Source organism: Microbacterium sp. A84 (assembly GCF_051842815.1).
GTDB lineage: Bacteria > Actinomycetota > Actinomycetes > Actinomycetales > Microbacteriaceae > Microbacterium.
Map to the genome: position 1 here is coordinate 352,314 of NZ_JBPXMS010000003.1, position 20,828 is coordinate 373,141.

Below are 20,828 nucleotides of genomic sequence, written 5' to 3' on the forward strand. Positions count from 1 at the left end.
CTCGACTATTCAGGTTCACTCCTTCGAGACAGGGCCATCCACGCCAAGATGCCGTCGAAGTGCGTCGGAGATGTCGTCGAGATGAGCGAACTGTTCGGGCGTGAGCGCATCGATGAAGAGTTCGCGCACCGCGCGCAGGTGCGGAACGGACCCGGCTCGGAAAGCCTCTCGAGCAGATTCCGTGGCGATGACATCCACCCCATGCACGTCGTCGGCACAGGGGACCCGTCGGATCAGGTGGCGCTTCTCCATCCGGCCCAGGTGATGCGAGAGCCGACTGCGCTCCCATCCGATCAGCGTCGCCAGCTCCGCCGACCGCAGAGTCTGCTGCGGCGCCTCCGTCAGAGCGAGCAGCACCTGGTAGTCCCCCGCCGACAGCGACGATTCACTCTGCAGACGACTCCCGAGACGCGTGCGCAGCGTTTGCGCCGTCTCGATGTAGTCCCGCCAGATGCGCAGCTGCTCTCGCGTGGGCATCGTTCGGTGATTCTCGGGCATCTCGTCTCCCTGGAATAGATATGTCAATACCCATGTTGCAGCATTGACACGTCAATCCGGAAGGTCCGGTGGCGAGAAGGGCTCTGATCATGGGAATCCAGATCAACGAAGTCGAGTTCGGACTGAACTCCTTCGGCGACATTGCCACCGACGCCGGGCGTGTGATGTCGGATGCCGAGTCGCTCCGGCTCCTCGTCGATGAGGCGCAGCTGGCGGAGTCCGTCGGGCTCGATGTGTTCAGCGTCGGCGAACACTACCGCGAGGGCATGGTCGACTCGGCCACCCCTGTGATCCTCGCGGCCGCGGCACAGGCCACATCGACCATCCGTCTCGGAACGTCGGTGACCGTCCTTTCGACGCAGGATCCGGTGCGGCTGTATCAGCAGTTTGCCACCGTCGATGGGCTTTCCAGCGGGCGTGCACAACTGGTGCTCGGACGCGCTTCGGCGATCGAGTCGTTTGCACTTTTCGGATACGACATCGCGCAATACGAGCAGATCTTCGAGGAAAAGCTCGACCTGTTTCTGCGTCTGATGCATGAGGATCACGTGACCTGGACTGGGCAGCACCGCACGCCGCTGGAGAATGTACGCCTGCATCCGCGGATGCCGGAGGGTGGCATCCCCACCTGGATCGGGATCGGCGGAAGCCCCGATTCCGTCGTGCGCGCAGCCCAGAACGGCCTGCCGCTGATGATGGCCATCATCGGTGGACGTCCCGACCGCTTCGCCGGGCACGCCGAACTGTACCTGCGCGCTCTCTCGCAGTTCGGACGACCGGAACTGCCGATCGGCCAGCACTCCCTCGGCTTCATCGCCGACACCGATGAAGAGGCGAAGAACACGCACTGGAAGTACTGGCAGCCCGTTGTCACCGCATTGAGCAAGGAGCGCGGGTTCTACCCGCCCACCGCCGAGCGGTACGAGATCGAGGTCGACACCGGGGCGCTGTTCGTCGGATCACCAGAGACGGTGGCGCAGAAGATCGCGAACAGCGTCCGCTCCAATCATCTGTCCCGCTTCGACCTGAAGTACGACCTGCTTCACCTGCCGAAGAGCGCTCGCGAGCACAGCATCCGCCTCTTCGGCGAGCGCGTCGCGCCTCGAGTGCGCGAGTTGCTCGACGAGAATCCCGGCGAGTGGCACCTCACCGGGCGCGCTCCCGAAGAGATCGTCAAGGGCGGCAAAGCCGTCCATGCCTGAAATCACGAGAGCTGAGATCACGAGAAGAAAGAGATCATGAACGACTTCACCAACCTTGAGTTCGGCCTTGATACGTTCGGAGACCTGCCCCGCGATGACCACGGCGCTGTCGTCTCCTACGGCGCGGCGATCCGCGCGGCCCTGGACGAAGCGGTGCTCGCCGATGACCTGGGCGTCGACGCGATCGCCATCGGGGAACACCACCGCCCCGAATTCGCGATCTCTTCACCGGAGACCGTTCTGGCCGGGATCGCCACCGCAACCGAACGGATCCGTCTCGGCTCCGGTGTCACCGTGCTGTCATCCGACGACCCGGTGCGGGTCTTCCAGCGTTTCGCGACCGTTGACGCCCTCTCGAACGGGCGCGCCGAGGTCATCCTCGGCCGCGGATCCTTCACCGAGTCATTCCCGTTGTTCGGTTATGAGCTCACCGATTACGAGCTGCTCTTCGACGAGAAGATCGACCTGTTCCATGCTCTGCTCGATGAGAAGCCGGTCACCTGGGAAGGAACTACCCGCGCGGCGTTGCATGAGGCAGACGTCTTCCCGAAGACCGATTCGGGACGGCTGCGCACCTGGGTGGGCGTCGGTGGCACCCCGCAGTCAGTGATCCGCACTGCGCACTACGGGTTCCGGCTCATGCTCGCCATCATCGGGGGCGCTCCCGACCGCTTCGCACCGTATGTCGACCTGTATCGACGGGCGACCGAGCAGCTGGGCACCACCGCTCACCCGGTGGGTATGCACTCCCCCGGCTTCATCGCCGAGACAGATGAAGAGGCGATGGAGACGTTCTACCCCGGGTACAAAGTGATCCGCGACCGGATCGGTGCGTTGCGCGGCTGGCCGCCCCTGCGTCGCTCCGAGTTCGAAGCCGACGTCGCGCAGGGATCGTTGTACGTCGGCTCGCCGGAGACCGTCGCCCGCAAGATGGCGAGCGCCATCCGCACGCTGGATGTCGGTCGGTTCGACCTGATCTACACAGCCGGCGGCGCCCTGTCTGCGAGCGCACGTCTTCGTGCTGTCGAGTTGTACGGCACGAAAGTGATCCCGATGGTGCGTGAACTGCTCGCTGAGACGCCTGCACTGTCACCCATGACCGGCGCGGCTTTTCGGCGATGAGTTTCCAGCGATGAGTTTCCAGGGATGAACGGGAGGAATGACATGGACAGCAACATCAGCGGCCGCGAGACCCTCGGCATCCTCGGCGCCGGCAAGGTCGGCACCGTGCTCGCCCGCCTGGCGGTCGCCGCGGGCTACCGGGTGCTCATCGCCGGATCCGGAGACCCAGAGCGGATCGCTCTCACGATCGAGGTGCTCTCGCCCGGCGCGACTGCCGTCCGCGCAGAAGAGGCTGCCCGCGAGGCCGACATCGTCCTGCTCGCGCTCCCTCTCGGCAAGTACCGCCGCATTCCGATGGCGGAGCTCGACGGAAAACTCGTGGTCGACGCGATGAACTACTGGTGGGAGACCGACGGAATCCGCGACGACCTCAACGACCCTCGCACCTCGACGAGTGAGGTCATCCAAGAGTTCCTTCCCGACTCACGCGTCGTGAAGGCGCTGAACCACATGGGCTACCACGATCTCGAGGAAGAAGCTCAGCCCGCTGGCTCTGCGAGCCGCAAGGCAATCGCGATCGCCGGTGACCGGGCGAGTGATCTCGCACGCATCGCAGAGTTCATCGACGCGTTGGGGTTCGACCCCGTCATTGCTGGCCCTCTCGCCGCGGGTGTCCACCTGCAGCCGGGCAATCCCACATTCGGTGCCAACCTGCCGATCGATGACCTGCGCGAACTCATCGACGCGACGGCTGCCGCGGGCTCATCCACCGCCACCGCGTTCTGACCTCCACCAACCAGCCACCAGCAACACCGAGCCCACCAGCCATACCAAGAAGGAGCACCATCACAATGACGAAGATCGCCATCATCCTGGGCAGCACTCGCCCCGGTCGCAACGGAAAGCAGGTCGCTGACTGGGTTCTCGAGCAGGCCGCCCGACGCGACGACGCGGAGTTCGAGCTCGTCGATCTCATCGACTACCCGCTCCCGCACCTCGACGAGCCGATGCCGCCGGCGACAGGCCAGTACAAGAATGACCACACCCGGAAATGGTCCGAGAAGATCGCCGAGTTCGACGGATACATCTTCGTCACGCCCGAGTACAACCACTCCACCTCCGGCGTGCTCAAGAACGCGATCGACTACCTGCACCGGGAGTGGAACAACAAGGCCGCCGCGTTGGTCGGATACGGCGGAGTCGGTGGGGCTCGCGCGATCGAGCACCTGCGGCTCGTGCTCGCCGAACTTCACGTCGCCACAGTGCGCCAGACTCTGACGCTTTCACTCACGACCGAGTTCGAGAACTACACCACCTTCACCCCCGGCGACTCTCAGGCCGCTTTCCTGGACGCCCTGTTCGACCAGCTCATCGCGTGGTCGAAGGCTCTCGAAGACGTACGGAACCCGGAGATCATCGACCTCATCGAACGCGCGGCCTGAGCCGGCCCGGCCACCCCTCACCACCCTCATCACCACGGATCGTCCGGCACGTACCTGCCGGTGAAAGGAAAGAAGAAATGGCAACCGTGAGGTTCGACCAGGCAACACGAACGTTCCCCGGAGTACAACGCCCCGCCGTCGACAAACTGGATCTGGAGGTCGCCGACGGCGAGTTCCTCGTGCTTGTCGGCCCTTCTGGCTCGGGTAAATCCACGTCGCTACGGATGCTCGCAGGCCTTGAAGAGGTCAATGGCGGCCGCATCCTCATCGGCGATCGCGACGTGACCGATGTTCCCCCGAAGGATCGCGACATCGCGATGGTGTTCCAGAACTATGCGCTCTACCCGCATATGACTGTTGCGGAAAACATGGGCTTCGCCCTGAAGATCGCCGGGGTCGGCAAAGAGGAGCGCGCGCGGCGTGTGCTCGATGCCGCGGAGCTGCTGGATCTCGTCCCGTACCTGGAGCGCAAGCCGAAGGCCCTCTCCGGCGGTCAACGACAGCGCGTCGCGATGGGCCGAGCGATCGTCCGCAGCCCACAGGTGTTCCTGATGGATGAACCACTCTCGAATCTCGACGCGAAGCTGCGAGTGCAGACTCGCACCCAGATCTCCTCGCTCCAGCGTCGGTTGGGCGTCACGACCGTCTACGTGACTCACGATCAGGTGGAGGCGCTGACCATGGGAGATCGGATCGCGGTGCTCGCCGACGGCACGCTGCAACAGTTGGGTACGCCTCGCGATCTGTATGAAAACCCCAGGAACGTCTTCGTCGCCGGGTTCATCGGATCGCCGGCGATGAACCTGTTCATCACGGATGTGAACGAGCGCGGAGTGCGCTTCGGCACAGAGACCGTTGCGGTGGATCGCGAGATACGTGACGCGGCCGACACCCGCGTCACGATCGGTATCCGACCGGAGGACATCACCCTTGCGGGCGCGACAGAGCCCGGGCTCACGATGACGGTGGATCTCGTCGAGGAACTCGGCGCCGACGGCTACCTCTACGGCCACGCGATCATCGACGACGAGCGAGTGAACGTCACCGCGCGCGTCGACGGGCGGATGCACCCGAAGGCGGGCGACACGGTCTCGGCGACACCCAAGCCCGGACGGATCCATCTGTTCGACGTGGACAGCGGAGAACGGTTGAACCCCGGGATCGTCAGCTGAGAACCGACGGCAGGGCGCAGTTCACCATGGGCTGCTCCCTGCCGAGGCGAGCTCACTTGCGAAGTCGTTCAGTACGGCCGCGACCGCGGCGGGCTCGCTCAGCGCCGCGTAGTGTCCGCCCGGTATCTCGACGGGTTCGATCCCCAGTCGTTCACGAATGTGCCTCCTCATGAACGGCGCGGGAAAGAACTGGTCATCCGTGCACAGGATGGCTCTTGTGGGGATGTCGGGATGGTGGTCCGCCGGCCAGGGACTCGACATCCAGCCGCCCTGCTGGTCGCGTTCTCTGTCCCGCGCTTCGGCGGCGAGCGCTTCGGGTACGTCGTTGAAGAATGAGACGGCGGTGTCATCGTCGACCGACTCATGGATGTGCCCCGTATTGATCCACCAGTCCATGAAGCTCTCTCCCGGCAGTGGAATCATGCCGGCAAGATAGACGAGCCCGTCAGCGTGGAGCTCGTCACCAACAAGAGGTGCCGTGAAACCTCCCAACGAATGACCGACGACGATGACGTGATGCCTTTCGCCGATCGCACCGAGCACGGCGCGAACGTAGTCCTCGAGACCGGCGTGTGAATCTTCAATGGGTAAGTCAACGGCGATTGCTTCGTGGCCCGCACTTTCGAGGATGGGAACGACAAGATGCCAGTCCCATCCGGACGAGCCGCCCCCGTGGATCAGCGCGAATGTTGCCATGATCACTTTCCCTATCGTTCTGGATTCGGAACGCGTGCGCCATGCTGATGGATCTCCAGGACAATGCCATCGGCAGCTTCAGCACGAATAGAGAATCCGCCGAGGTCGGTTGCCAGAGCCGCCGATCGGATTGACTCCTCGACGGCTTCCGCAGAGATACGCGCGGTCGCCGACGGCGAGTACTCCACCACGATCTCACGGTCCCGCGGCACCGGATACACGGACACCCGAAAGTCACTACCGTGTGTCTCTAGAAGCGATTGGAAGAGCAGATCAACGGTCGCAGAAATCTCTTTCTCGCTCAGCCCGAGATCTCCGCGCAGTTCGATGCCCGATAGCTCCCCGACCGCGTCCTCCGCGCCGTCGGGAACCGCCCCCGCGAAGGCAATCCACCCAGAACTCTGGTCCGCATTCACCTCGGCGGCCCCAAAATCGTCGGGGAAGGCTTCTTTGATGCGATCCACGATGCGAGAGAACGAAACCCCCCATGTTTCCTCACCGCTCGCGGCCGCGGCCTGGTCACGTCGCGCCGTTAGCGGCGACAAGGTGACGGCAACCAGTGCGAGAAGTCCAGTCCCTGCAAGGACAATCCGCATGTTGCGCATTTTCTCCTCCGAGCTCCAGCCCTGCGTGAAAGTAGACCACACGCTAGCCAGCGCTGAGGCAACCCACAAGAGGAAGCCGTAAGCGAACGAGATCCCCGCAAGGTCGAGCGCGCATTGTGTCTGAACACTTCCAGCCCTGACGGCGCGCCGCACCCTTCACCAGGGAGAGGACCTGCTCACCCAGCGGCGGCGCGCCCGGCTGCCGACTCGGCCGGACGCTGAAGCCGACTGTTCCGTATCCCGTGGGTTGCGAAACACCGAGGTTTCGAGACAGAGTCGGGTATCACCTCAGCGTGGGCGTGAGGTGTAACTAGGGTGGCTTTTAGGGTGTACTGCAGGTATCCTAAGCTCATGGAGATCTTGACCCCTACCGCTCAGCACGGTCGAACGATGAGGATGGACATCCACGAGATCGTCCGTGAACTCAACGCAGCCCTCGGGCCGACGCTCGTGGCAGGGCTCGCAGGGTCGAAGGATCGTAAGCTCCCCATCCGGTGGGCAAAGGACGACGGCCCCGAGCCTCGCACGGACGCGACACGTCGTCTGCAGTTCGCACATCGTCAGTGGACACTGCTCGCGGCTGCGGACGGCGATCACGTTGCACGCCAGTGGTTTATTGGCGGGAATCCTCACCTGCGCGAGGACACCCCTATTACCGCCATCCGTGAGGACCGCCACGGGGACGTCGCCGATGCGGTGAGCTCCTTCATCGCGGGGTCTGGCGACGCGTGACAACCACTCGCCGCTGCGAGGAAACCGGGCTCCATCTCATCGCCTCGCCGGGGATCCTCGGCTATCCCGTCGGCAAGCTGGAATACCCCGCGCTCTCGGCGGCGCCCCGCGACCCTGAGGCGTCGTCACGAACGGCGTGGAATCGCTACGACGTCGCCGGCAGCCAAACCTTCTACATCGCAGAGAAGCCCGAATGCGCGTACGCCGAGGTGCTGTCTCAATACAAGCGGGCCAACGGTGCTGCCGATCCCCTCTCTAAGGATGCAGCCTTCTTCGGCATGACTCTCGAGGAATACGTCGAGGAGATCGCGCGTGAATGGTCTGAGCTCGATTTCATGGGTCTCGGCGCCATTCCGGCCGGCTGGCGGTTCGACCGCGGCATGATCCGTGTGTATATGCCCGACGCCGGCTGGCTCGTCGACATTGAGCATCCCGATTCGATCTCAGCCATCGAACGGATGATGGGTAATCCCCTGGCAGAACTCGGCGTGATACACCTCACGACGGCAGCGTTGCGCGGTGAGGAACGTGAGATCACCAACACGATCGCCGCTCACCTCCACAGCCTGACGCTGGATACAGGGCAGGGAGCGCTCGGCATTCACTTCGGCAGCAAGCACGGCGATGCTTGGTGTAAGGCACTATGGCTCGACCATCCTGATGCTGCCGACATCATCACCCTGTCGCCGGACCCGATCTTGGTCACGGACGATGCGTTGACGACGGCTGCAGAGCGCTTCCGCATCCGAGTCTTCTAGCCCAATGAGGAGCGCGCCGATGCCAGGTTTCCATCACGTCGAATTGTGGGTCGCGGATTTCGCGGAGGCGCAGGCGGAATGGGGCTGGCTTCTGAGCAAATTGGGATTCGCGCTCGAAAGCACGTGGTCCGACGGGCAATCCTGGAGTGCCGGCGGCGCGTACCTCACCATAACGACATCGCCGAATCTGTCGACGCCCGTGCACGACCGTCGCCGGGCGGGCGTGAATCACTTAGCGTTTAAGGCGGAGTCCGCGACGACGGTCGACGCAATTATCGAGGACGCGCCCGCACACGGTTGGCATCCGCTCTATCAGGATCGCTATCCACATGCAGGTGGGGAGGACCACTATGCAGGCTGGATCGAAAACTCGTCTGGGTTCAAAGCCGAGGTCGTTGCCGCAACCTCTCGGGGGTGAACCGGAGAGGTCTCGCCAGCCGAAGGCCCGACTCTCGTCACATGCTGTCTCGAATCCCATGGGTTACGAGACACCCAGGTTACGAGACAGGTTGGTCGGGACTGCTGCACGGGAGTGCCGCCCGTCCGGTTCCGTGGTTATGGCAGAAGTTCGAGCATCTGCGGTCTGGCGTTCATGGCGTGAATGATGAGCTCGTTACCGCTGTCGAACACGAGAACAACTGTCTCGAGCAACCGGCCATGTGTGTCGAATCCCAGTCGAAGCTCACGGGCAGGCGATTCGTCGTCAAGGCTCACGATCCAGGTCGGCCACGATGCCGCTTGAATGGAATCTTCGGATGAAACACCGTGCCTGAGCGCGGAGTCGTGAACCTTCACGCCGCGTACATCGCCAGCGCTTCGCGAATGAGCTCCGAACGGGTCTTGTGCTGTCGCTCGGCTGCCATGTCTATCGCGGTGAGCTCCTCGATCGTGAGGCGCAAGGCGACGACCTGTGAGGGTTGTGCACCACGGCCGGGTCGACCGCGACCGCGCCTCTTCAACGCTCCAATGTCGTAGCCGGCCTCTGCCTCAGCTGACCACTCGGCGATCTGTTCTTCAGTGACGGGCACGCCGTTGATTGTTTCTTCTGCTCCCATGTATTTAGTGTATTACGAAAATCACGCCAAGTCACCAGGCCTGGATCCAATGGAGTCGACGATGACGAGCCGTCTCGCATCCCATGGGTTGCGACACAGCAGATACCGAGGCTGTCGGACGGCTGTCGGAGTATCTCAGGGAGCGCGGCCATACTGGCCCCATGAGATTGGTGATGCGTGCAGCCCTGGCCTTGGCCGCGTTGGGTGTCATCGCATCGGTGTCGGGGTGCTCGAGTGCGTCAGATCCTGTCGAGCCTGCCATGTCGCGTCAACTGGACGCCGCAGAAAGTGTCGTCTACGGCGTCATGACTGACCCCACTGCGAGCGCGCCGACGCCCGAAGCGCTCCTTGGCCTACTGTCCGCTGCCGCCGTCCGCTGGGACGCAGAGGAAGATGCGCCCTCCTTCTCCGAGGATGAGGGGACGCCGGTCCTTTACAATATTCAGGTGGGCGCTGGCGATGAAGATGGGGCCTTCGACCTATTCGTCGCGTCAGGGATCGACAAGCATCTTTCGAGACCGGGATGGTTCGATTCCAGGCCGAGTCGGGTCTACACCTGTTATCGGATCGAGGTTTCTTTTGAGGCTGGAACTCTTTCCGACTTCCGTCGGAGTCATGATTACGGTGAGGATCAACTTGCGTGCCCCCCGAAGCTCGTGAGCGTGCTCGGCGATGGTGCCCAGTATCGAGAGCCGTGGATGTTCGACGGGTGACGGACACTCTGAGCGCAGCCTGCCAAGTGTCTCGTAACTCCGGTGTCTCTTAACCCATGGGTTATGCGACGCCTGAGTTACGAGACAATCGAGCGCCGGGAGCTGGACCGAGCTGTCGACTCGTTCAGCAGATGCGCATGCCTGCTACAACATGTCAAGAGACAAAAGCTGCGCGGGGCCACTCGCCCCATCCATCGGGGACCTTCCGGAGGATTGACTCTGCTGCCTTGAAATGCTCGGACGGCATGCCTGATTCGCGGGATCCTCCCGAGGACATGCCGTCGGGATCAGTGAACGCGTACCCAACCCAGGGATCGGATTCTCGCCGCTCAACGGTCTCGCGATAATGTCCGGCGATAACTGCGAGCACTTGCCGCTCGAGGTCATCAGCTTCGCCTTCCCAGTTCGAGTCGCAGGCATCGCAACCACAGACCGGGTAGTGGAAGTCGTTGAGCAGCCCTGCATGCATGTAGATCCCCGGGTAGGCGGTGAAGACCAACGTCAGGGACGCACACGCCCGATCATTCGGCCGTATCCGCACCGCGCGCACCACGTCGTGATACGCGGGATGACGTAGATCCGCCGCAGTCTCCGCGCCCTCGTCGACTTCAACGTCGTAGGTGTCACTTAAATGCGCGATGAGAGCGTCGGCAACGGTATGGAGTGGCGCGAACCGCTCCGGGTGTGTGTCCACCGAGTAAGTGTCCTCCGGGGGCGACCCGCCCCACCGATTTCCGTAGTCGATGACCTGGCCCGCGGCGTCACGGAACACCGGCGCCTTGACCAAGGGACGAATATAGGAACTCATTTCATCATCCTGCCGCACCAGAGCCGGACCGGCTAGGCGATGAGGTCGGCTCGGCGACGCTCGACTTGAGCATCAACGGACGTCAGCACTGAATGTGTCTCAAAACCCTACGAATACGAGACGTCTCACCGCTAAATCGCTGGTAGGAGTGCAGTTCCTGAAACTATCCGGTGCGGCCGAGTCTCATAACTATGTGTCATAACCGATCGTGGATTCCGCAGTACTCAACCTCGGTTACGAGACACCTTGTGAAGGGTCAGCAATGTTGACGCCGCTGGCGAGAAGCCGGCGTTTGCATCAACGCCAAGGGTTGGAGATCCTCGACGCCCTCATTCCGCGTTCGAACGCGGAACCCGTACCTACATCAGCTGTGTAGGTTCCGGACCGAAGTGGCGAAAATCACGCGGTTTCCGCGCTAGTTGGCATCGATCCACTGAGCTGGGTTCCACGCAAGATGGCGAAAACCTACATTCTCATCGGCGGCACCGACTCCGGCCGCGTCTAGGTCGGGCGCTGCGGGGTCGAGACCTAGCTTGTGCGCTGAGTTGTCTCGGATGGTGTCGACGGGGAGTGGTGCAAACACGGCGACGATGCCATAGAGGGCTCGCCCCATCGGGGTCGTCGTGTCAATCATCGGCTCGGTGAGACTGAAGAGACTGAACTGCGACGTGCTGTTGCATCCGATGCCCTGGCGCCTCATCGGCGGACGAAGCCCGAGGCATTTCGCTGCACCCCGGGCTTTCCATGGCATCCTGACCTCGCCGCGCAGTACCTATCCTGGAAGCGAAGCGGACACGGGCTAGCTACTTGGTCCCGCTCGAAGCTGCCCGAGCCGCCGCCGCATCGAGAACGATGAAGAAGCGGTCACTGAAGGACTCCGCCTGTTCGTGCACCCAATCAGGATCAGCAGAATAGGTGTCGCCACGGCCCAAGTCAGGACGCCAAGCACCGTGATCGCGAGGGTGAACCCGAACGCCACCATATCGATGCCTCGCCCATCACGACAGACGGCGCCCCCGCCGACACCCCCAACTGCCGCGCGCTGGCCACCGCCGGCGACGCCGCGATCGCGAACCGCCTCCCCTGAACATGTCGAGAAACTGGCAGCAACCCCGCGCACTGATTCGTCGATACTGCCCGGCGAAGCGTCGCATTCTCCGATTCAAGCCACGGCGATGTGTCTCCTTGCGCGGGAATCTGAAGATCAGCGAGTGAGCGCCGTGTAAAGCGACGACGGGAGGTGGACAGGCGCTTCAAGAACGCCACGGACGAGGTCGCGGTGCGCTTCAGTTTCGGTGGATAGCTTCTCGGCATGTGACGTGGGCCCAGAGGTACGTGGCCGCGTTCTCAAAACGCTAAGTGACGGCCTTCGGTGGCTCAGCGCGACCGAACCCGGTTGCACGCTCTAAACGCCACCGATACTGAGAGAATCGGTGGGGTGCAGACTACGCAGAAGCATCCCCAGCGACTCAGCCTCACCGAGGTCACGCCGGCCCTGGTGTTCGCAGGGATAGCGTTCGGTGGCTTACTGCTCCTGCCGCTGCTGCAGGCGGCTGATCCCGAAGCGGGTGTCGTGCCGCTCTCACCCGCAGCTTTCGGGTGGTGGGTGCTCGTCGCGGTCATCGCAGTTCAGGCCACTGCCTTGCTCCGGGCGAAACGGTCGCCGCGGCTCGTGCTGCTGGTCGTGGCATCCGCGCCGCTGGTCCTCGCGTTCACCGCGCCGGCCTCTACCTTCAATCTCACCGTCGTCGGCATCACCTTCGCTGTCTTCCTCGCTGTGCTGCGCGAGCCGCTGCGCAATCTGTCCGCGGTGATGCCAGCCACGATCGTGCTCGTGGCCTTCTCGCAGGTCGTCAACGATGTGCGTGCCGGAGCACCCTTGGACGTCGCGACGGTCGGAATGGCTGCGGTGCAGGCCCTCGTCGCCGTCGGCGGGTCACTGGTGATCGCGCTGTTCTTCGCCGCCCGCCGAGACGCGAGGGTGAGCCGCGGCAACGAGGTGCTTGCGCTGAGGCGCGAGCGAGACGCCCTCATCCAGGCGGCGGTCTCGAGGGAGCGCATGGCCATGTCGCGCGAGTTGCATGACATCGCCGCACACCACATGTCGGGTATCGCGCTGCTCTCGTCCGCCATCTACCGACAGGTCGATACCGACCCCGAGGCTGCCAAGACCTCGGCGCAGCAGGCGCGGGCTCAGAGCACGATGGCGCTCGACGATCTCAGACGGGTGATCGGCCTGCTGCGTGACGATGCCAACAGCAGTCGCACTGTCGAGACGCTGGCTTCGGTGAGCGAGCTGGTCGAGCTGCGCAAGAGTTCCGGGTTGCCGGTCGAGTACGAGGTGCGCACCGGCGAGAGGACCCTCGGGACCGGTATCGGCCCGCTCGCGCAGTTGGTCGTGTACCGCACCGTTCAGGAGGCTCTCGCCAATGTGGTCGCACACGCGCCGGGCGCGCACTGCGTGGTGATGGTCGACGACCGCGCGCCCGATGTGCTCGTGGTGCAGATCACCAACGACGGATCCCACGCACCCGACCTGGGGCCCGGAGGGGGGTTCGGCCTCGTCGGCATGCAGGAGCGCGCCGACCTCATCGGCGCCGAGCTGCAGCATGGTCTCACCGATCAACTCGGCTGGCGCGTTCGTCTGACAGTGAAGCGAGAAGCAGCATGATCCGCGTCCTCATCGCCGATGATCAGCCCCTCGTGAGAGCCGGCCTGTCGGCACTCACGAATATGGAGGCCGACCTCGAGGTGGTGGGCGAGGCCTCCGATGGCATCGAGGCGTTGGCGATGGCAAGGCAGCTGCGTCCTGATGTGGCGTGCCTCGACATCCGCATGCCCGGCCTCGACGGTATCGCCGTTGCACGTGAGCTCTGCGGGCCTGACGCCGAGCTCTCGATTCCCGTCTTGATTCTCACCACGTTCGACCTCGACGACTATGTCTTCGGGGCTTTAGAGGCCGGGGTTTCGGGCTTTCTGTTGAAGGATGCCGATCCCGATACGATCACGAAAGCCATTCGCCAGGTGGCTGTCGGCATCGGCACGATCGACCAGAGCCTCACTCGCCGCATCATGCGGGAGTTCGTGCAGCGGCGCGGCCTGCGGCCGGTGAGCACATCGCTGAGAAGCGACGTGCTCACCGGCCGTGAGCAGGAGATTCTGATGCTGCTCGCCCAGGGCATGTCCAATGAAGAGATCGCGCAGGCCCTGGTGGTCGAGCTGTCGACGGTGAAGTCGCACCTCGCGCGTATGCTGCCCAAGTTAGGTGTTCGCTCCCGCCTTCAGGCGGTCGTCTGGGCGTACCAGAACCGCTTCGTCGATCTCCCCTGACTGCTCCTTGACGTAACCGAGCCGTCCTCGCGTTGCCAGGATCACGATGGCAGCGGCAATCACTGAGCTGATCGCAAGCGCGTTGGAGGTGGCGCCGTCGCTGATCGACGGGAACATCTCGACGAAGATGCCGGACATGAAGGTGTTCACGCTGACGTGCGCCAGCATGGCGAGCGGCAGACTCTGGCCTGTGCGGTTGAATATCCATGCCATGACGACGTTGAAGCCGATGCAGAAGACGGCGAAGCTCACGGGTCGCGTCCAGTCGGCGTCGGGGTAGCCGCCCCATTCGGTGAGGAAGAGGGGCATGTGCCACAGCGCCCACATCGGGCCCAGGATGAAGGCAGAGCGCATCGGGCCGAACTTGTCCTGCAGGCGGGGCAGGGCGAAGTCTCGCCACCCCGGCTCCTCGGCGAGGCCGGTGGTGAGCATCTGGATGATGAGCATCGGGAGGTAGGCGGCGAGCACCGCCAGCGACGGCGGCACGACCTGACCGCCCGCTACCACCAGGCCGGTGAGAATCAGTGCGGCCGGGACGCCGAGCAGGGCGATGGCGTACCAGTGCCAGCGAACCCGCCAGCGCCACAGGCGGGCCCCCCACTGGCGAAGCCCGGCCACACCGCCGGTGACCCCCGTGACGATCAGGGCAGACGTGATGGGCCCCAGATAGGCGCCGGGAAGCACCCCGGCGATCATGCCGAGCTCGAAGGTGTAGTCCCAGACGCCCAGCCCGTTGTTCGAGAGGATGTAGGGCATCCACGCGATCCAGCTGAGCGCATTTGCGAGCACGAAGAAGCTCACGAGAGGATACCGCCTGATGATCCCCCTGAGGCCCCGCTGTTGTGTGACTTGTTTCATGACTCTTCCCCTCATCGATTGCCGCGGCACGAAATGGCCACATTTCGACGCTAGAAGGCACCCACTTCTGCCACGAGAGTCGAAGGGTTGCACCTCGAGAGAGCCATCGAAGGGCGCAATTTGCATCCAAAGATGTAAGCGCCACAGTTCATCCGAAGGCCCGTAGAAGGGCTCCTCCGGTGTACCTACTGTCGATTGGAGGTGCTCATCGGCACCCTCGATAGAAAGGCCAGCCATGACCTCGACCATCAGCGCCACCACGGTCGATACCGCCGTGCGCCTCATTCATCTCACCAAGACCTACCCCAACGGACCGGAGCAGATTGCGGCGCTGCAGGGCGTCTCGCTATCGATCACACCGGGGTCGTTCACCTCGATAATGGGCCCGTCGGGCTCGGGGAAGTCGACCTTCCTCAACCTCGCCGCCGGTCTGGATACGCCGACGAGTGGCCAGGTCTTGATCGGCGACACCGACATCACCGAGCTGTCTCCGGATGCCGTCACCCGCTTCCGCCGCCGCCACATCGGCTTCGTATTCCAGTCGTACAACCTCATCGGTCACCTGACTGTCGGCGAGAACATCCAGCTGCCGATGCTGCTCGACGGTCGCCGGCCCGACGAGCAGTGGCAGCAGTCGCTGCTCGACTCGGTCGGACTCACCGGCATGACCGACCGGCTGCCGAGCGAGCTCTCCGGCGGCCAGGCCCAGCGCGTCGCCATCGCACGCGCCCTGATCACCCGGCCCACGGTCGTCTTCGCCGACGAGCCGACCGGCGCGCTCGACCGGCGCACCGGTGAGCAGGTGCTCGAGGTGTTGCGCGGCACCGCCAAGCGTTTCGCCCAGACTCTGGTGGTCGTCACCCACGATCCGAACGTCGCAGCGGCATCGGATGACGTGCGCTTCCTGGCCGACGGACGCCTGGCCGGCGAGATCATCGCCCCCACCAGCGCCCAGATCGCCGCCCGCCTCATCGAGTTGGGTAGGTAACGCCATGTGGTCTTTCGCCCGCTCAGCAGTTCTCGCCTACCGCGGCAGCTTTATCGGCAGCTTTCTCATCGTCGTGTTCGCCGCCGCCCTGCTCTCGGCCAACGGGGTGCTCATGGAGACCGGCCTACGCTCGGACGCGCCGCTGCTGTCGACCGTTGCCGCCTCATTCGCCGGCACCGCCATTCTCGTGGTCGTGCTCGTCGTCGCCTCCACCTTCGCGTCGGCCCTGCGCCAACGGCACGAGCAGTTCGCGCTGCTGCGGGCTGTCGGAGCCACCGCCTCGCAGGTGCGCTCGATGGTGACCGCCGAGGTGTCGATCGTCTTCGCGATCGCAGCGCCGCTCGGCGCGCTGCCCGGGCTCTGGGCAGCGAACCTGCTGACTCCCGTGCTCGAGTCTGGCGGCATCATTCCTGTCGACCTCCCGCTCGTCGTCACGCCGCTGCCCGCCATCGGCGCGCTGCTGCTGCTTTTCCCGACCGCCCTGCTCGCCGCGCGCCTGGCTGCCCGCAAAGTCACCAGTGTCAGCCCCTCGGCGGCCGTGCGTGGCTCGGATGCCGAGTCGGCGCACCTCAGTCCTTCGCGCCGCATTGCTGCGGTCGTTCTGCTGGTAACCGGAATCGTGGCCGCCGGCATCCCGTTCGTGATGCCGGGCGTAATGGGCAGCGCTGCCGGGTCGACATCCGCGTTCCTGCTGATCAGCGCCGCGGCCCTCGCCGGCCCGGCGATCGTGGGCTTCGCCGCTCGTCGGGCGGCACGAGCTACCCGGTCGTCGCGATTCGCTTCGCTCATGCTGGCTGTCGTCAACACCCGCGGCTTCTCCCGACGGCTGACCGCAGCCATCATCCCGCTCGCGCTGTTTCTCGCCCTGGGAACAGTGCAGACCGGCGTGAACAGCAGCCTCGTGCAGGGGGCCGCCATTCAATTGCGCGACGGACTGGGATCAGATCTCGTCATCACCTCACAAGACGGCGTGACTGCCGCTCAGCTGACTGAAATCGCATCGACGCCCGGTGTCGACTCACTTGTCGCGAGCTCAGCCGTGCCTGCAGAAATACTCACGCGGGATATGGACGGGGTGACCACGTGGGAGGCCTCCGGCGTGCACGCCCTGACCGGCAGCCCCGCAGGCCTGATCGACGCGGATGTGACGTCGGGTTCGCTCGACGATCTGGCTGCACCTGGCACGATCGCCGTGAGCAATGAATCGGGCTTCGGTACGAGCATCGACCTTGGCGACACGGTTTCGCTTCGCTTCGCTGATGTCGTACTCGACGCAACGATCGTCGCGGTCTACGAGCGCGGCCTCGGTTTCGGTGAGTACATCATCGACGGGCGAAGCCTCCCGACGACACCCGCTGTCGCCGACACCGTCTTCACGCAGGGCTCTCGTGTGGACCTTCCTGGATTGGAGACGCTGACTGTCGACGAGTACGTGGATCAGACGATGGCCGGCGCGGCATCGTCGCAACAGCTCGGAGCGGTATTGCTGTTCGTGCTCATCTTCTTCATCGCCATTGCTGCCGCCAACACCCTCGTGATGCTGACGGGCGCGCGCAAGTCCGAGTTCGCCCTCCTGCGCCGCATCGGAATCACACGCCACCAGCTGAACTCGATGATCGGTATCGAGTCGATATTCGTGGTGCTCGCGGCCCTGGTCATCGGAACCATGTCAGTGCTACCGGCGTTGCTCGGCGTCGCCTACGGTATCCTCGGTGGCTTGTCGCTGGCAATCGACTGGGCGGTGTACGGGGTGCTAGCGGCGGCGGTCGCGGTGATAGTAGGTGCGGCGATGGTCGCGCCGGTGTGGGCTGGACGCCGAGCTTCGGTCTGAGCGAGAGACAGAAGCATGCGTGGCGACGATGATGGCGGCATCGGCCACGGAACACCAGATGCCGTCGTCGCCGGGCTCCGCGGGCTCTCGCCGGAGGCGTGCGACCCCTCCGAATTTGCAGTTGGTTTGCAATGTCCCGTGGAATTTGCAGGTTCTATCGAGAACCTTCAACCAGCGCCACATTTCCAATCTGCAGTTCGTTTGCAAGAACAATCAGCTGTTGAAGTCCCCACCGGGCGCCATGTCCATGAACCTTGAGTAGTGACCCTGAAATGCCAGGTTGATCGTAGCGGTCGGGCCGTTACGGTGCTTGGCGACGATCAGGTCGGCCTCGCCTGGGCGAATGTCCTTGTCGTAGACCGAGTCGCGGTGCAGCAGGATCACCATGTCGGCATCCTGCTCGATCGACCCGGACTCACGAAGGTCGCTGATCTGCGGCTTCTTGTCCGTGCGCTGCTCAGAACCACGGTTCAGCTGCGACAGTGCGATGACCGGCACCTGCAACTCCTTCGCGAGCAACTTCAGCGCACGCGAGAACTCCGAGACCTCTTGTTGGCGCGACTCCACGCGCTTGCCGCTCGTCATCAGCTGCAGGTAGTCGATGACGACCAGGCGCAGGCCCTCGCGCTGCTTGAGGCGGCGGCACTTCGCACGGATCTCGACCAGCGTCATGTTGGGGCTGTCATCGATGAAGAGGGGCGCGTCGTTGATGCGTCCGCGGGTCGCAGCGACCGTGGTCCAGTCGCGCGGATCGAGCGATCCCTTGCGCATGTGCTGCAGCGGAATCGCGCCTTCCGCACTCAGCAGACGCATCGCGATCTCGCTCTTACCCATTTCGAGAGAGAAGAAGACGGCCGGCTGATTGTGACCGATCGCCGCAGCGCGGGCAAAATCCAAAGCAAGCGTTGACTTACCGACAGCAGGCCTCGCAGCCACGACAATCATTTGCCCGCCGTGCAGACCGTTCGTGAGCTCATCGAGTTCTTTGAACCCGGTGGGCACGCCCGTCATCGAGCCGTCACGGCCACTGGCCGCCTCGATCTCTTCCATCGCAGCATCCACCGCAACAGTCAGCGGAACGTAATCTTCTGCGGTCTGCGTACCGGAGACCGCATAGATCTCGGCCTGCGCGTTGTTGACAAGATCGGTCGCATCGCCCTGGCCGTCATAGCCAAGCTGCACGATGCGCGTGCCCGCATCGACGAGGCGGCGCAGGATCGAGCGCTCGGCGACGATGCCGGCGTAGTACCCGGCGTTCGCCGCGGTCGGCACGATCGAGGTGAGCGTGTGCAGGTAGTCGGCGCCACCGGCGCGTCCCAGCTCACCGGTCTTGATCAACTCGTCAGTGACTGCGACAACGTCGGTGGGCTCACCGTGCGAGTACAGGGTAAGGATCGCTTCGAAGATGAGCTCGTGCTTGGGGATGTAGAAGTCGGCGCCCTTGAGCGTCTCGATCACATCGGCGACAGCGTCCTTCGACAGCAGCATGCCACCCAGCGCACTCTGTTCGGCGAGGAGGTCATGCGGCGGAACGCGCTCTGGTTTGCGGTTCCCTCCGAGACGCTCCTCCGAGATGTCGGCAATCGACACGGTGCTCCTTCGGTGCGCTTGTGGCTGGTGTGGCACAGGAGTCTCTGACCCGAGTGCCGTACGACGGCGGTGTGTTCCGCGGTTGCAATGAGCGAACCACCAACCACCGACATCTCGTCGCTCGTCCACGCTACGAGCGACCATTTCCCCATGCAACAGCGCCTGTGGATAACTCTGTGGATAGTCTGCGGAGAACGTGGGAGTGTCTGTGTAAAGCGGGTGTGGATAACTCTGTGGCACGAGGCAATCTTTGCCTCTTATATTGGCCTTGACCTGGTGTTTAGAGTTTCCCCACCCTGTGGATGAGATTCTGTTTAAACACGCTATTGAAGGTTGGTGCCATCGCAGGGGGCATGTGTACAACTTGGGGAGAAGTCAAGTCTTGATTTTCTCGGGCGCGTTCCAGGCAGTGTCGCCTGTAACGCGCCGGTCACACGCAAGATTCTTCAGAGCGCCGTGGACTCGCGTTCGATGAGATCCAACGGAACCAGCATCTCGACGCCGACCTGCTCGCCCTTGATCAGCCGCACGATGGCCGCCATCATCGCAGCGCCCTTTGTGGCGGTGTGCAGGTCGACCGTCGTCAGCTGCGGCGTCGTACTGGTCGAGAAGATGTTGTTGTCGAGGGTCGCCACTGCCACGTCCGCGGGCACGCGCAGCCCGCTCTCCTTGAGTACGGTCATCGCGCCCGACGCCATCTGGGCCGATGCGATGAAGATCGCGTCAAACGGCGCATCCGCCTCGATCAGTCGCCGGGCAGCCGCCGCTCCGCCCGCCGGCGTGTAGTCACCCTCCGCGCTTGTGCCGGGCTCTAGTCCAGCGGCAATGAGAGTCTCACTCCAGCCATTCTGACGTTCCCGTCCAGCGGACGTGTTGAGCGGTCCGGTGATGGACACGATGTGCTTGTGTCCACGATCCACGAGGTGCTGTGTGGCGAGGGCTGCGGCCGCGAAGTTGTCGACATCGACGACATGGATCTCCTCACCCATCTCACCGGGTGGCCGCACGCCGAAGACCACGGGCAGCGTACGCGCCAGCTCCCGATACGTCGATGAGTCACTGTGGTGGGAGAGGATCAGAGCGCCGTCGACGTTGCCGCGTCGAAGGAGCTGATGAGTCTTCTCCGGGTCCTTCTCGGACTCGATCAGCAGCGTCAAGGAGTACTCCGTGGACGATGCATGCATAGCCGCGCCCTGGATGACCTCGGCGAAGTACGGGTCAGCGAAGAACTCGGCTGTGCGCTCCGGAATCATCATCGCGACGGTCTGGGTCTGCCTGCGTGCAAGACTGCGAGCGGCCCGGTTGGGCACGTACCCGATCTTCGCGATCGCGTCGTTGACCCGTGCGATCGTCTGTGCAGTCACCAAGGGCGATCCGTTGATCACTCGCGACGCGGTCGAGCTCGATACGCCGGCCAGCGCCGCAACCTCTTCCAGCGTCGGGATCCAAGACTGCGCCTTGCGGGGCGGCTGGGTCGTCACTTCTCGT

The 20,828-nt window shown here is 63.7% G+C and carries 22 protein-coding genes; 13 read left to right on the top strand and 9 right to left on the bottom strand.

What is annotated here, in order from left to right; translation table 11 throughout:
• Window positions 1-15 precede the first annotated feature (15 nt).
• Entirely contained in the window at window positions 16-498 is a 483-nt protein-coding gene (locus tag ACSU04_RS14265; RefSeq protein WP_439282696.1) for a MarR family winged helix-turn-helix transcriptional regulator, read from the bottom strand.
• An 89-nt stretch (window positions 499-587) separates the two neighbouring features.
• Here ACSU04_RS14265 and ACSU04_RS14270 point away from each other — a divergent pair, with 89 nt between their 5' ends.
• From ACSU04_RS14270 to ACSU04_RS14290, 5 genes are all read left to right on the top strand, one after another.
• Window positions 588-1,700, top strand: coding sequence for an LLM class flavin-dependent oxidoreductase (locus ACSU04_RS14270; protein WP_439290051.1), 1,113 nt, complete (start codon window positions 588-590; stop codon window positions 1,698-1,700).
• Window positions 1,701-1,736: 36 nt separating this feature from the next.
• Window positions 1,737-2,822 (top strand): LLM class flavin-dependent oxidoreductase, encoded by a 1,086-nt coding sequence (locus ACSU04_RS14275; protein WP_439290052.1) that lies wholly within the window; start codon window positions 1,737-1,739, stop codon window positions 2,820-2,822.
• A gap of 42 nt (window positions 2,823-2,864) precedes the next feature.
• On the top strand, window positions 2,865-3,548 hold the full coding sequence (locus ACSU04_RS14280; protein WP_439290053.1) for an NADPH-dependent F420 reductase: 684 nt from the start codon (window positions 2,865-2,867) through the stop codon (window positions 3,546-3,548).
• A 65-nt stretch (window positions 3,549-3,613) separates the two neighbouring features.
• Window positions 3,614-4,204 (top strand): NADPH-dependent FMN reductase, encoded by a 591-nt coding sequence (locus ACSU04_RS14285; RefSeq protein WP_439282692.1) that lies wholly within the window; start codon window positions 3,614-3,616, stop codon window positions 4,202-4,204.
• Window positions 4,205-4,281: 77 nt separating this feature from the next.
• Window positions 4,282-5,376 carry an ABC transporter ATP-binding protein gene (locus tag ACSU04_RS14290; RefSeq protein ID WP_439282691.1) on the top strand — a complete coding sequence of 365 codons (1,095 nt, stop codon included), beginning with the start codon at window positions 4,282-4,284 and terminating at the stop codon, window positions 5,374-5,376.
• A gap of 21 nt (window positions 5,377-5,397) precedes the next feature.
• Here the strand turns inward: ACSU04_RS14290 and ACSU04_RS14295 are convergent, their stop codons facing one another.
• Window positions 5,398-6,072 (bottom strand): alpha/beta fold hydrolase, encoded by a 675-nt coding sequence (locus tag ACSU04_RS14295; protein WP_439290054.1) that lies wholly within the window; start codon window positions 6,070-6,072, stop codon window positions 5,398-5,400.
• Between the two features lie 11 nt (window positions 6,073-6,083).
• Entirely contained in the window at window positions 6,084-6,668 is a 585-nt protein-coding gene (locus ACSU04_RS14300) for a hypothetical protein (RefSeq protein ID WP_439290055.1), read from the bottom strand.
• A gap of 360 nt (window positions 6,669-7,028) precedes the next feature.
• Here ACSU04_RS14300 and ACSU04_RS14305 point away from each other — a divergent pair, with 360 nt between their 5' ends.
• The 3 genes from ACSU04_RS14305 to ACSU04_RS14315 are packed head-to-tail and all read left to right on the top strand — an operon-like array spanning window position 7,029 to window position 8,585.
• A complete protein-coding gene (locus ACSU04_RS14305) occupies window positions 7,029-7,409 on the top strand; it encodes a hypothetical protein (RefSeq protein ID WP_439282687.1) in 381 nt (126 codons plus the stop codon).
• Entirely contained in the window at window positions 7,406-8,167 is a 762-nt protein-coding gene (locus tag ACSU04_RS14310; protein WP_439290056.1) for a hypothetical protein, read from the top strand. The genes ACSU04_RS14305 and ACSU04_RS14310 overlap by 4 nt, the downstream gene beginning before the upstream one ends.
• A 19-nt stretch (window positions 8,168-8,186) precedes the next feature.
• Complete coding sequence (locus ACSU04_RS14315) at window positions 8,187-8,585, top strand: VOC family protein (RefSeq protein WP_439290057.1); 399 nt, start codon at window positions 8,187-8,189, stop codon at window positions 8,583-8,585.
• Window positions 8,586-8,722: 137 nt separating this feature from the next.
• Here the strand turns inward: ACSU04_RS14315 and ACSU04_RS14320 are convergent, their stop codons facing one another.
• The gene (locus ACSU04_RS14320; protein ID WP_439283139.1) at window positions 8,723-8,962 is read right to left on the bottom strand and encodes a toxin; all 240 of its coding nucleotides are present in this window, start codon (window positions 8,960-8,962) and stop codon (window positions 8,723-8,725) included.
• Entirely contained in the window at window positions 8,959-9,222 is a 264-nt protein-coding gene (locus tag ACSU04_RS14325; RefSeq protein WP_439283140.1) for a ribbon-helix-helix protein, CopG family, read from the bottom strand. Before ACSU04_RS14325 ends, ACSU04_RS14320 begins: the two co-directional genes overlap by 4 nt.
• Window positions 9,223-9,383: 161 nt before the next feature.
• Here ACSU04_RS14325 and ACSU04_RS14330 point away from each other — a divergent pair, with 161 nt between their 5' ends.
• Complete coding sequence (locus tag ACSU04_RS14330) at window positions 9,384-9,935, top strand: hypothetical protein (RefSeq protein WP_439283142.1); 552 nt, start codon at window positions 9,384-9,386, stop codon at window positions 9,933-9,935.
• Between the two features lie 154 nt (window positions 9,936-10,089).
• Here ACSU04_RS14330 and ACSU04_RS14335 read toward each other — a convergent pair whose 3' ends face one another.
• Window positions 10,090-10,743: a DUF6226 family protein gene (locus ACSU04_RS14335; RefSeq protein WP_439290058.1), complete on the bottom strand. Its 654-nt coding sequence runs from the start codon at window positions 10,741-10,743 to the stop codon at window positions 10,090-10,092.
• 1,438 nt (window positions 10,744-12,181) lie between these two features.
• Here ACSU04_RS14335 and ACSU04_RS14340 point away from each other — a divergent pair.
• The gene (locus ACSU04_RS14340; protein ID WP_439283166.1) at window positions 12,182-13,414 is read left to right on the top strand and encodes a histidine kinase; all 1,233 of its coding nucleotides are present in this window, start codon (window positions 12,182-12,184) and stop codon (window positions 13,412-13,414) included.
• Window positions 13,411-14,073: a response regulator gene (locus ACSU04_RS14345; RefSeq protein WP_439283168.1), complete on the top strand. Its 663-nt coding sequence runs from the start codon at window positions 13,411-13,413 to the stop codon at window positions 14,071-14,073. Before ACSU04_RS14340 ends, ACSU04_RS14345 begins: the two co-directional genes overlap by 4 nt.
• Here ACSU04_RS14345 and ACSU04_RS14350 read toward each other — a convergent pair.
• Complete coding sequence (locus tag ACSU04_RS14350) at window positions 14,005-14,931, bottom strand: CPBP family glutamic-type intramembrane protease (protein ID WP_439290059.1); 927 nt, start codon at window positions 14,929-14,931, stop codon at window positions 14,005-14,007. The two genes, ACSU04_RS14345 and ACSU04_RS14350, sit on opposite strands and share 69 nt — an antisense overlap.
• Window positions 14,932-15,166: 235 nt before the next feature.
• On the opposite strand from ACSU04_RS14350, the gene ACSU04_RS14355 reads away from it, so the two are divergent.
• A complete protein-coding gene (locus ACSU04_RS14355; RefSeq protein WP_439283172.1) occupies window positions 15,167-15,919 on the top strand; it encodes an ABC transporter ATP-binding protein in 753 nt (250 codons plus the stop codon).
• A 4-nt stretch (window positions 15,920-15,923) separates the two neighbouring features.
• The gene (locus ACSU04_RS14360) at window positions 15,924-17,750 is read left to right on the top strand and encodes an FtsX-like permease family protein (protein ID WP_439283174.1); all 1,827 of its coding nucleotides are present in this window, start codon (window positions 15,924-15,926) and stop codon (window positions 17,748-17,750) included.
• Between the two features lie 213 nt (window positions 17,751-17,963).
• Here the strand turns inward: ACSU04_RS14360 and dnaB are convergent, their stop codons facing one another.
• Both dnaB and ACSU04_RS14370 read right to left on the bottom strand, forming a co-directional pair.
• Window positions 17,964-19,340, bottom strand: a complete 1,377-nt coding sequence (gene dnaB, locus ACSU04_RS14365; RefSeq protein ID WP_439283176.1) for a replicative DNA helicase — start codon at window positions 19,338-19,340, stop codon at window positions 17,964-17,966.
• 446 nt (window positions 19,341-19,786) lie between these two features.
• Window positions 19,787-20,821, bottom strand: a complete 1,035-nt coding sequence (locus tag ACSU04_RS14370; protein ID WP_439290060.1) for a LacI family DNA-binding transcriptional regulator — start codon at window positions 20,819-20,821, stop codon at window positions 19,787-19,789.
• Window positions 20,822-20,828: the final 7 nt, after the last annotated feature.

What these genes read in the sequence shown, in the direction of transcription:
- ACSU04_RS14270 (WP_439290051.1), top strand. Translation starts at nt 588, where the DNA reads ATGGGAATCCAGATCAACGAAGTCGAGTTCGGACTGAACTCCTTCGGC.
- ACSU04_RS14350 (WP_439290059.1), bottom strand. Translation starts at nt 14,931, where the DNA reads ATGAAACAAGTCACACAACAGCGGGGCCTCAGGGGGATCATCAGGCGG.
- ACSU04_RS14295 (WP_439290054.1), bottom strand. Translation starts at nt 6,072, where the DNA reads ATGGCAACATTCGCGCTGATCCACGGGGGCGGCTCGTCCGGATGGGAC.
- ACSU04_RS14290 (WP_439282691.1), top strand. Translation starts at nt 4,282, where the DNA reads ATGGCAACCGTGAGGTTCGACCAGGCAACACGAACGTTCCCCGGAGTA.
- ACSU04_RS14355 (WP_439283172.1), top strand. Translation starts at nt 15,167, where the DNA reads ATGACCTCGACCATCAGCGCCACCACGGTCGATACCGCCGTGCGCCTC.
- ACSU04_RS14300 (WP_439290055.1), bottom strand. Translation starts at nt 6,668, where the DNA reads ATGCGGATTGTCCTTGCAGGGACTGGACTTCTCGCACTGGTTGCCGTC.
- ACSU04_RS14360 (WP_439283174.1), top strand. Translation starts at nt 15,924, where the DNA reads ATGTGGTCTTTCGCCCGCTCAGCAGTTCTCGCCTACCGCGGCAGCTTT.
- ACSU04_RS14325 (WP_439283140.1), bottom strand. Translation starts at nt 9,222, where the DNA reads ATGGGAGCAGAAGAAACAATCAACGGCGTGCCCGTCACTGAAGAACAG.
- ACSU04_RS14345 (WP_439283168.1), top strand. Translation starts at nt 13,411, where the DNA reads ATGATCCGCGTCCTCATCGCCGATGATCAGCCCCTCGTGAGAGCCGGC.
- ACSU04_RS14285 (WP_439282692.1), top strand. Translation starts at nt 3,614, where the DNA reads ATGACGAAGATCGCCATCATCCTGGGCAGCACTCGCCCCGGTCGCAAC.
- ACSU04_RS14335 (WP_439290058.1), bottom strand. Translation starts at nt 10,743, where the DNA reads ATGAGTTCCTATATTCGTCCCTTGGTCAAGGCGCCGGTGTTCCGTGAC.
- ACSU04_RS14305 (WP_439282687.1), top strand. Translation starts at nt 7,029, where the DNA reads ATGGAGATCTTGACCCCTACCGCTCAGCACGGTCGAACGATGAGGATG.
- ACSU04_RS14330 (WP_439283142.1), top strand. Translation starts at nt 9,384, where the DNA reads ATGAGATTGGTGATGCGTGCAGCCCTGGCCTTGGCCGCGTTGGGTGTC.
- ACSU04_RS14280 (WP_439290053.1), top strand. Translation starts at nt 2,865, where the DNA reads ATGGACAGCAACATCAGCGGCCGCGAGACCCTCGGCATCCTCGGCGCC.
- ACSU04_RS14315 (WP_439290057.1), top strand. Translation starts at nt 8,187, where the DNA reads ATGCCAGGTTTCCATCACGTCGAATTGTGGGTCGCGGATTTCGCGGAG.
- ACSU04_RS14275 (WP_439290052.1), top strand. Translation starts at nt 1,737, where the DNA reads ATGAACGACTTCACCAACCTTGAGTTCGGCCTTGATACGTTCGGAGAC.
- ACSU04_RS14265 (WP_439282696.1), bottom strand. Translation starts at nt 498, where the DNA reads ATGCCCGAGAATCACCGAACGATGCCCACGCGAGAGCAGCTGCGCATC.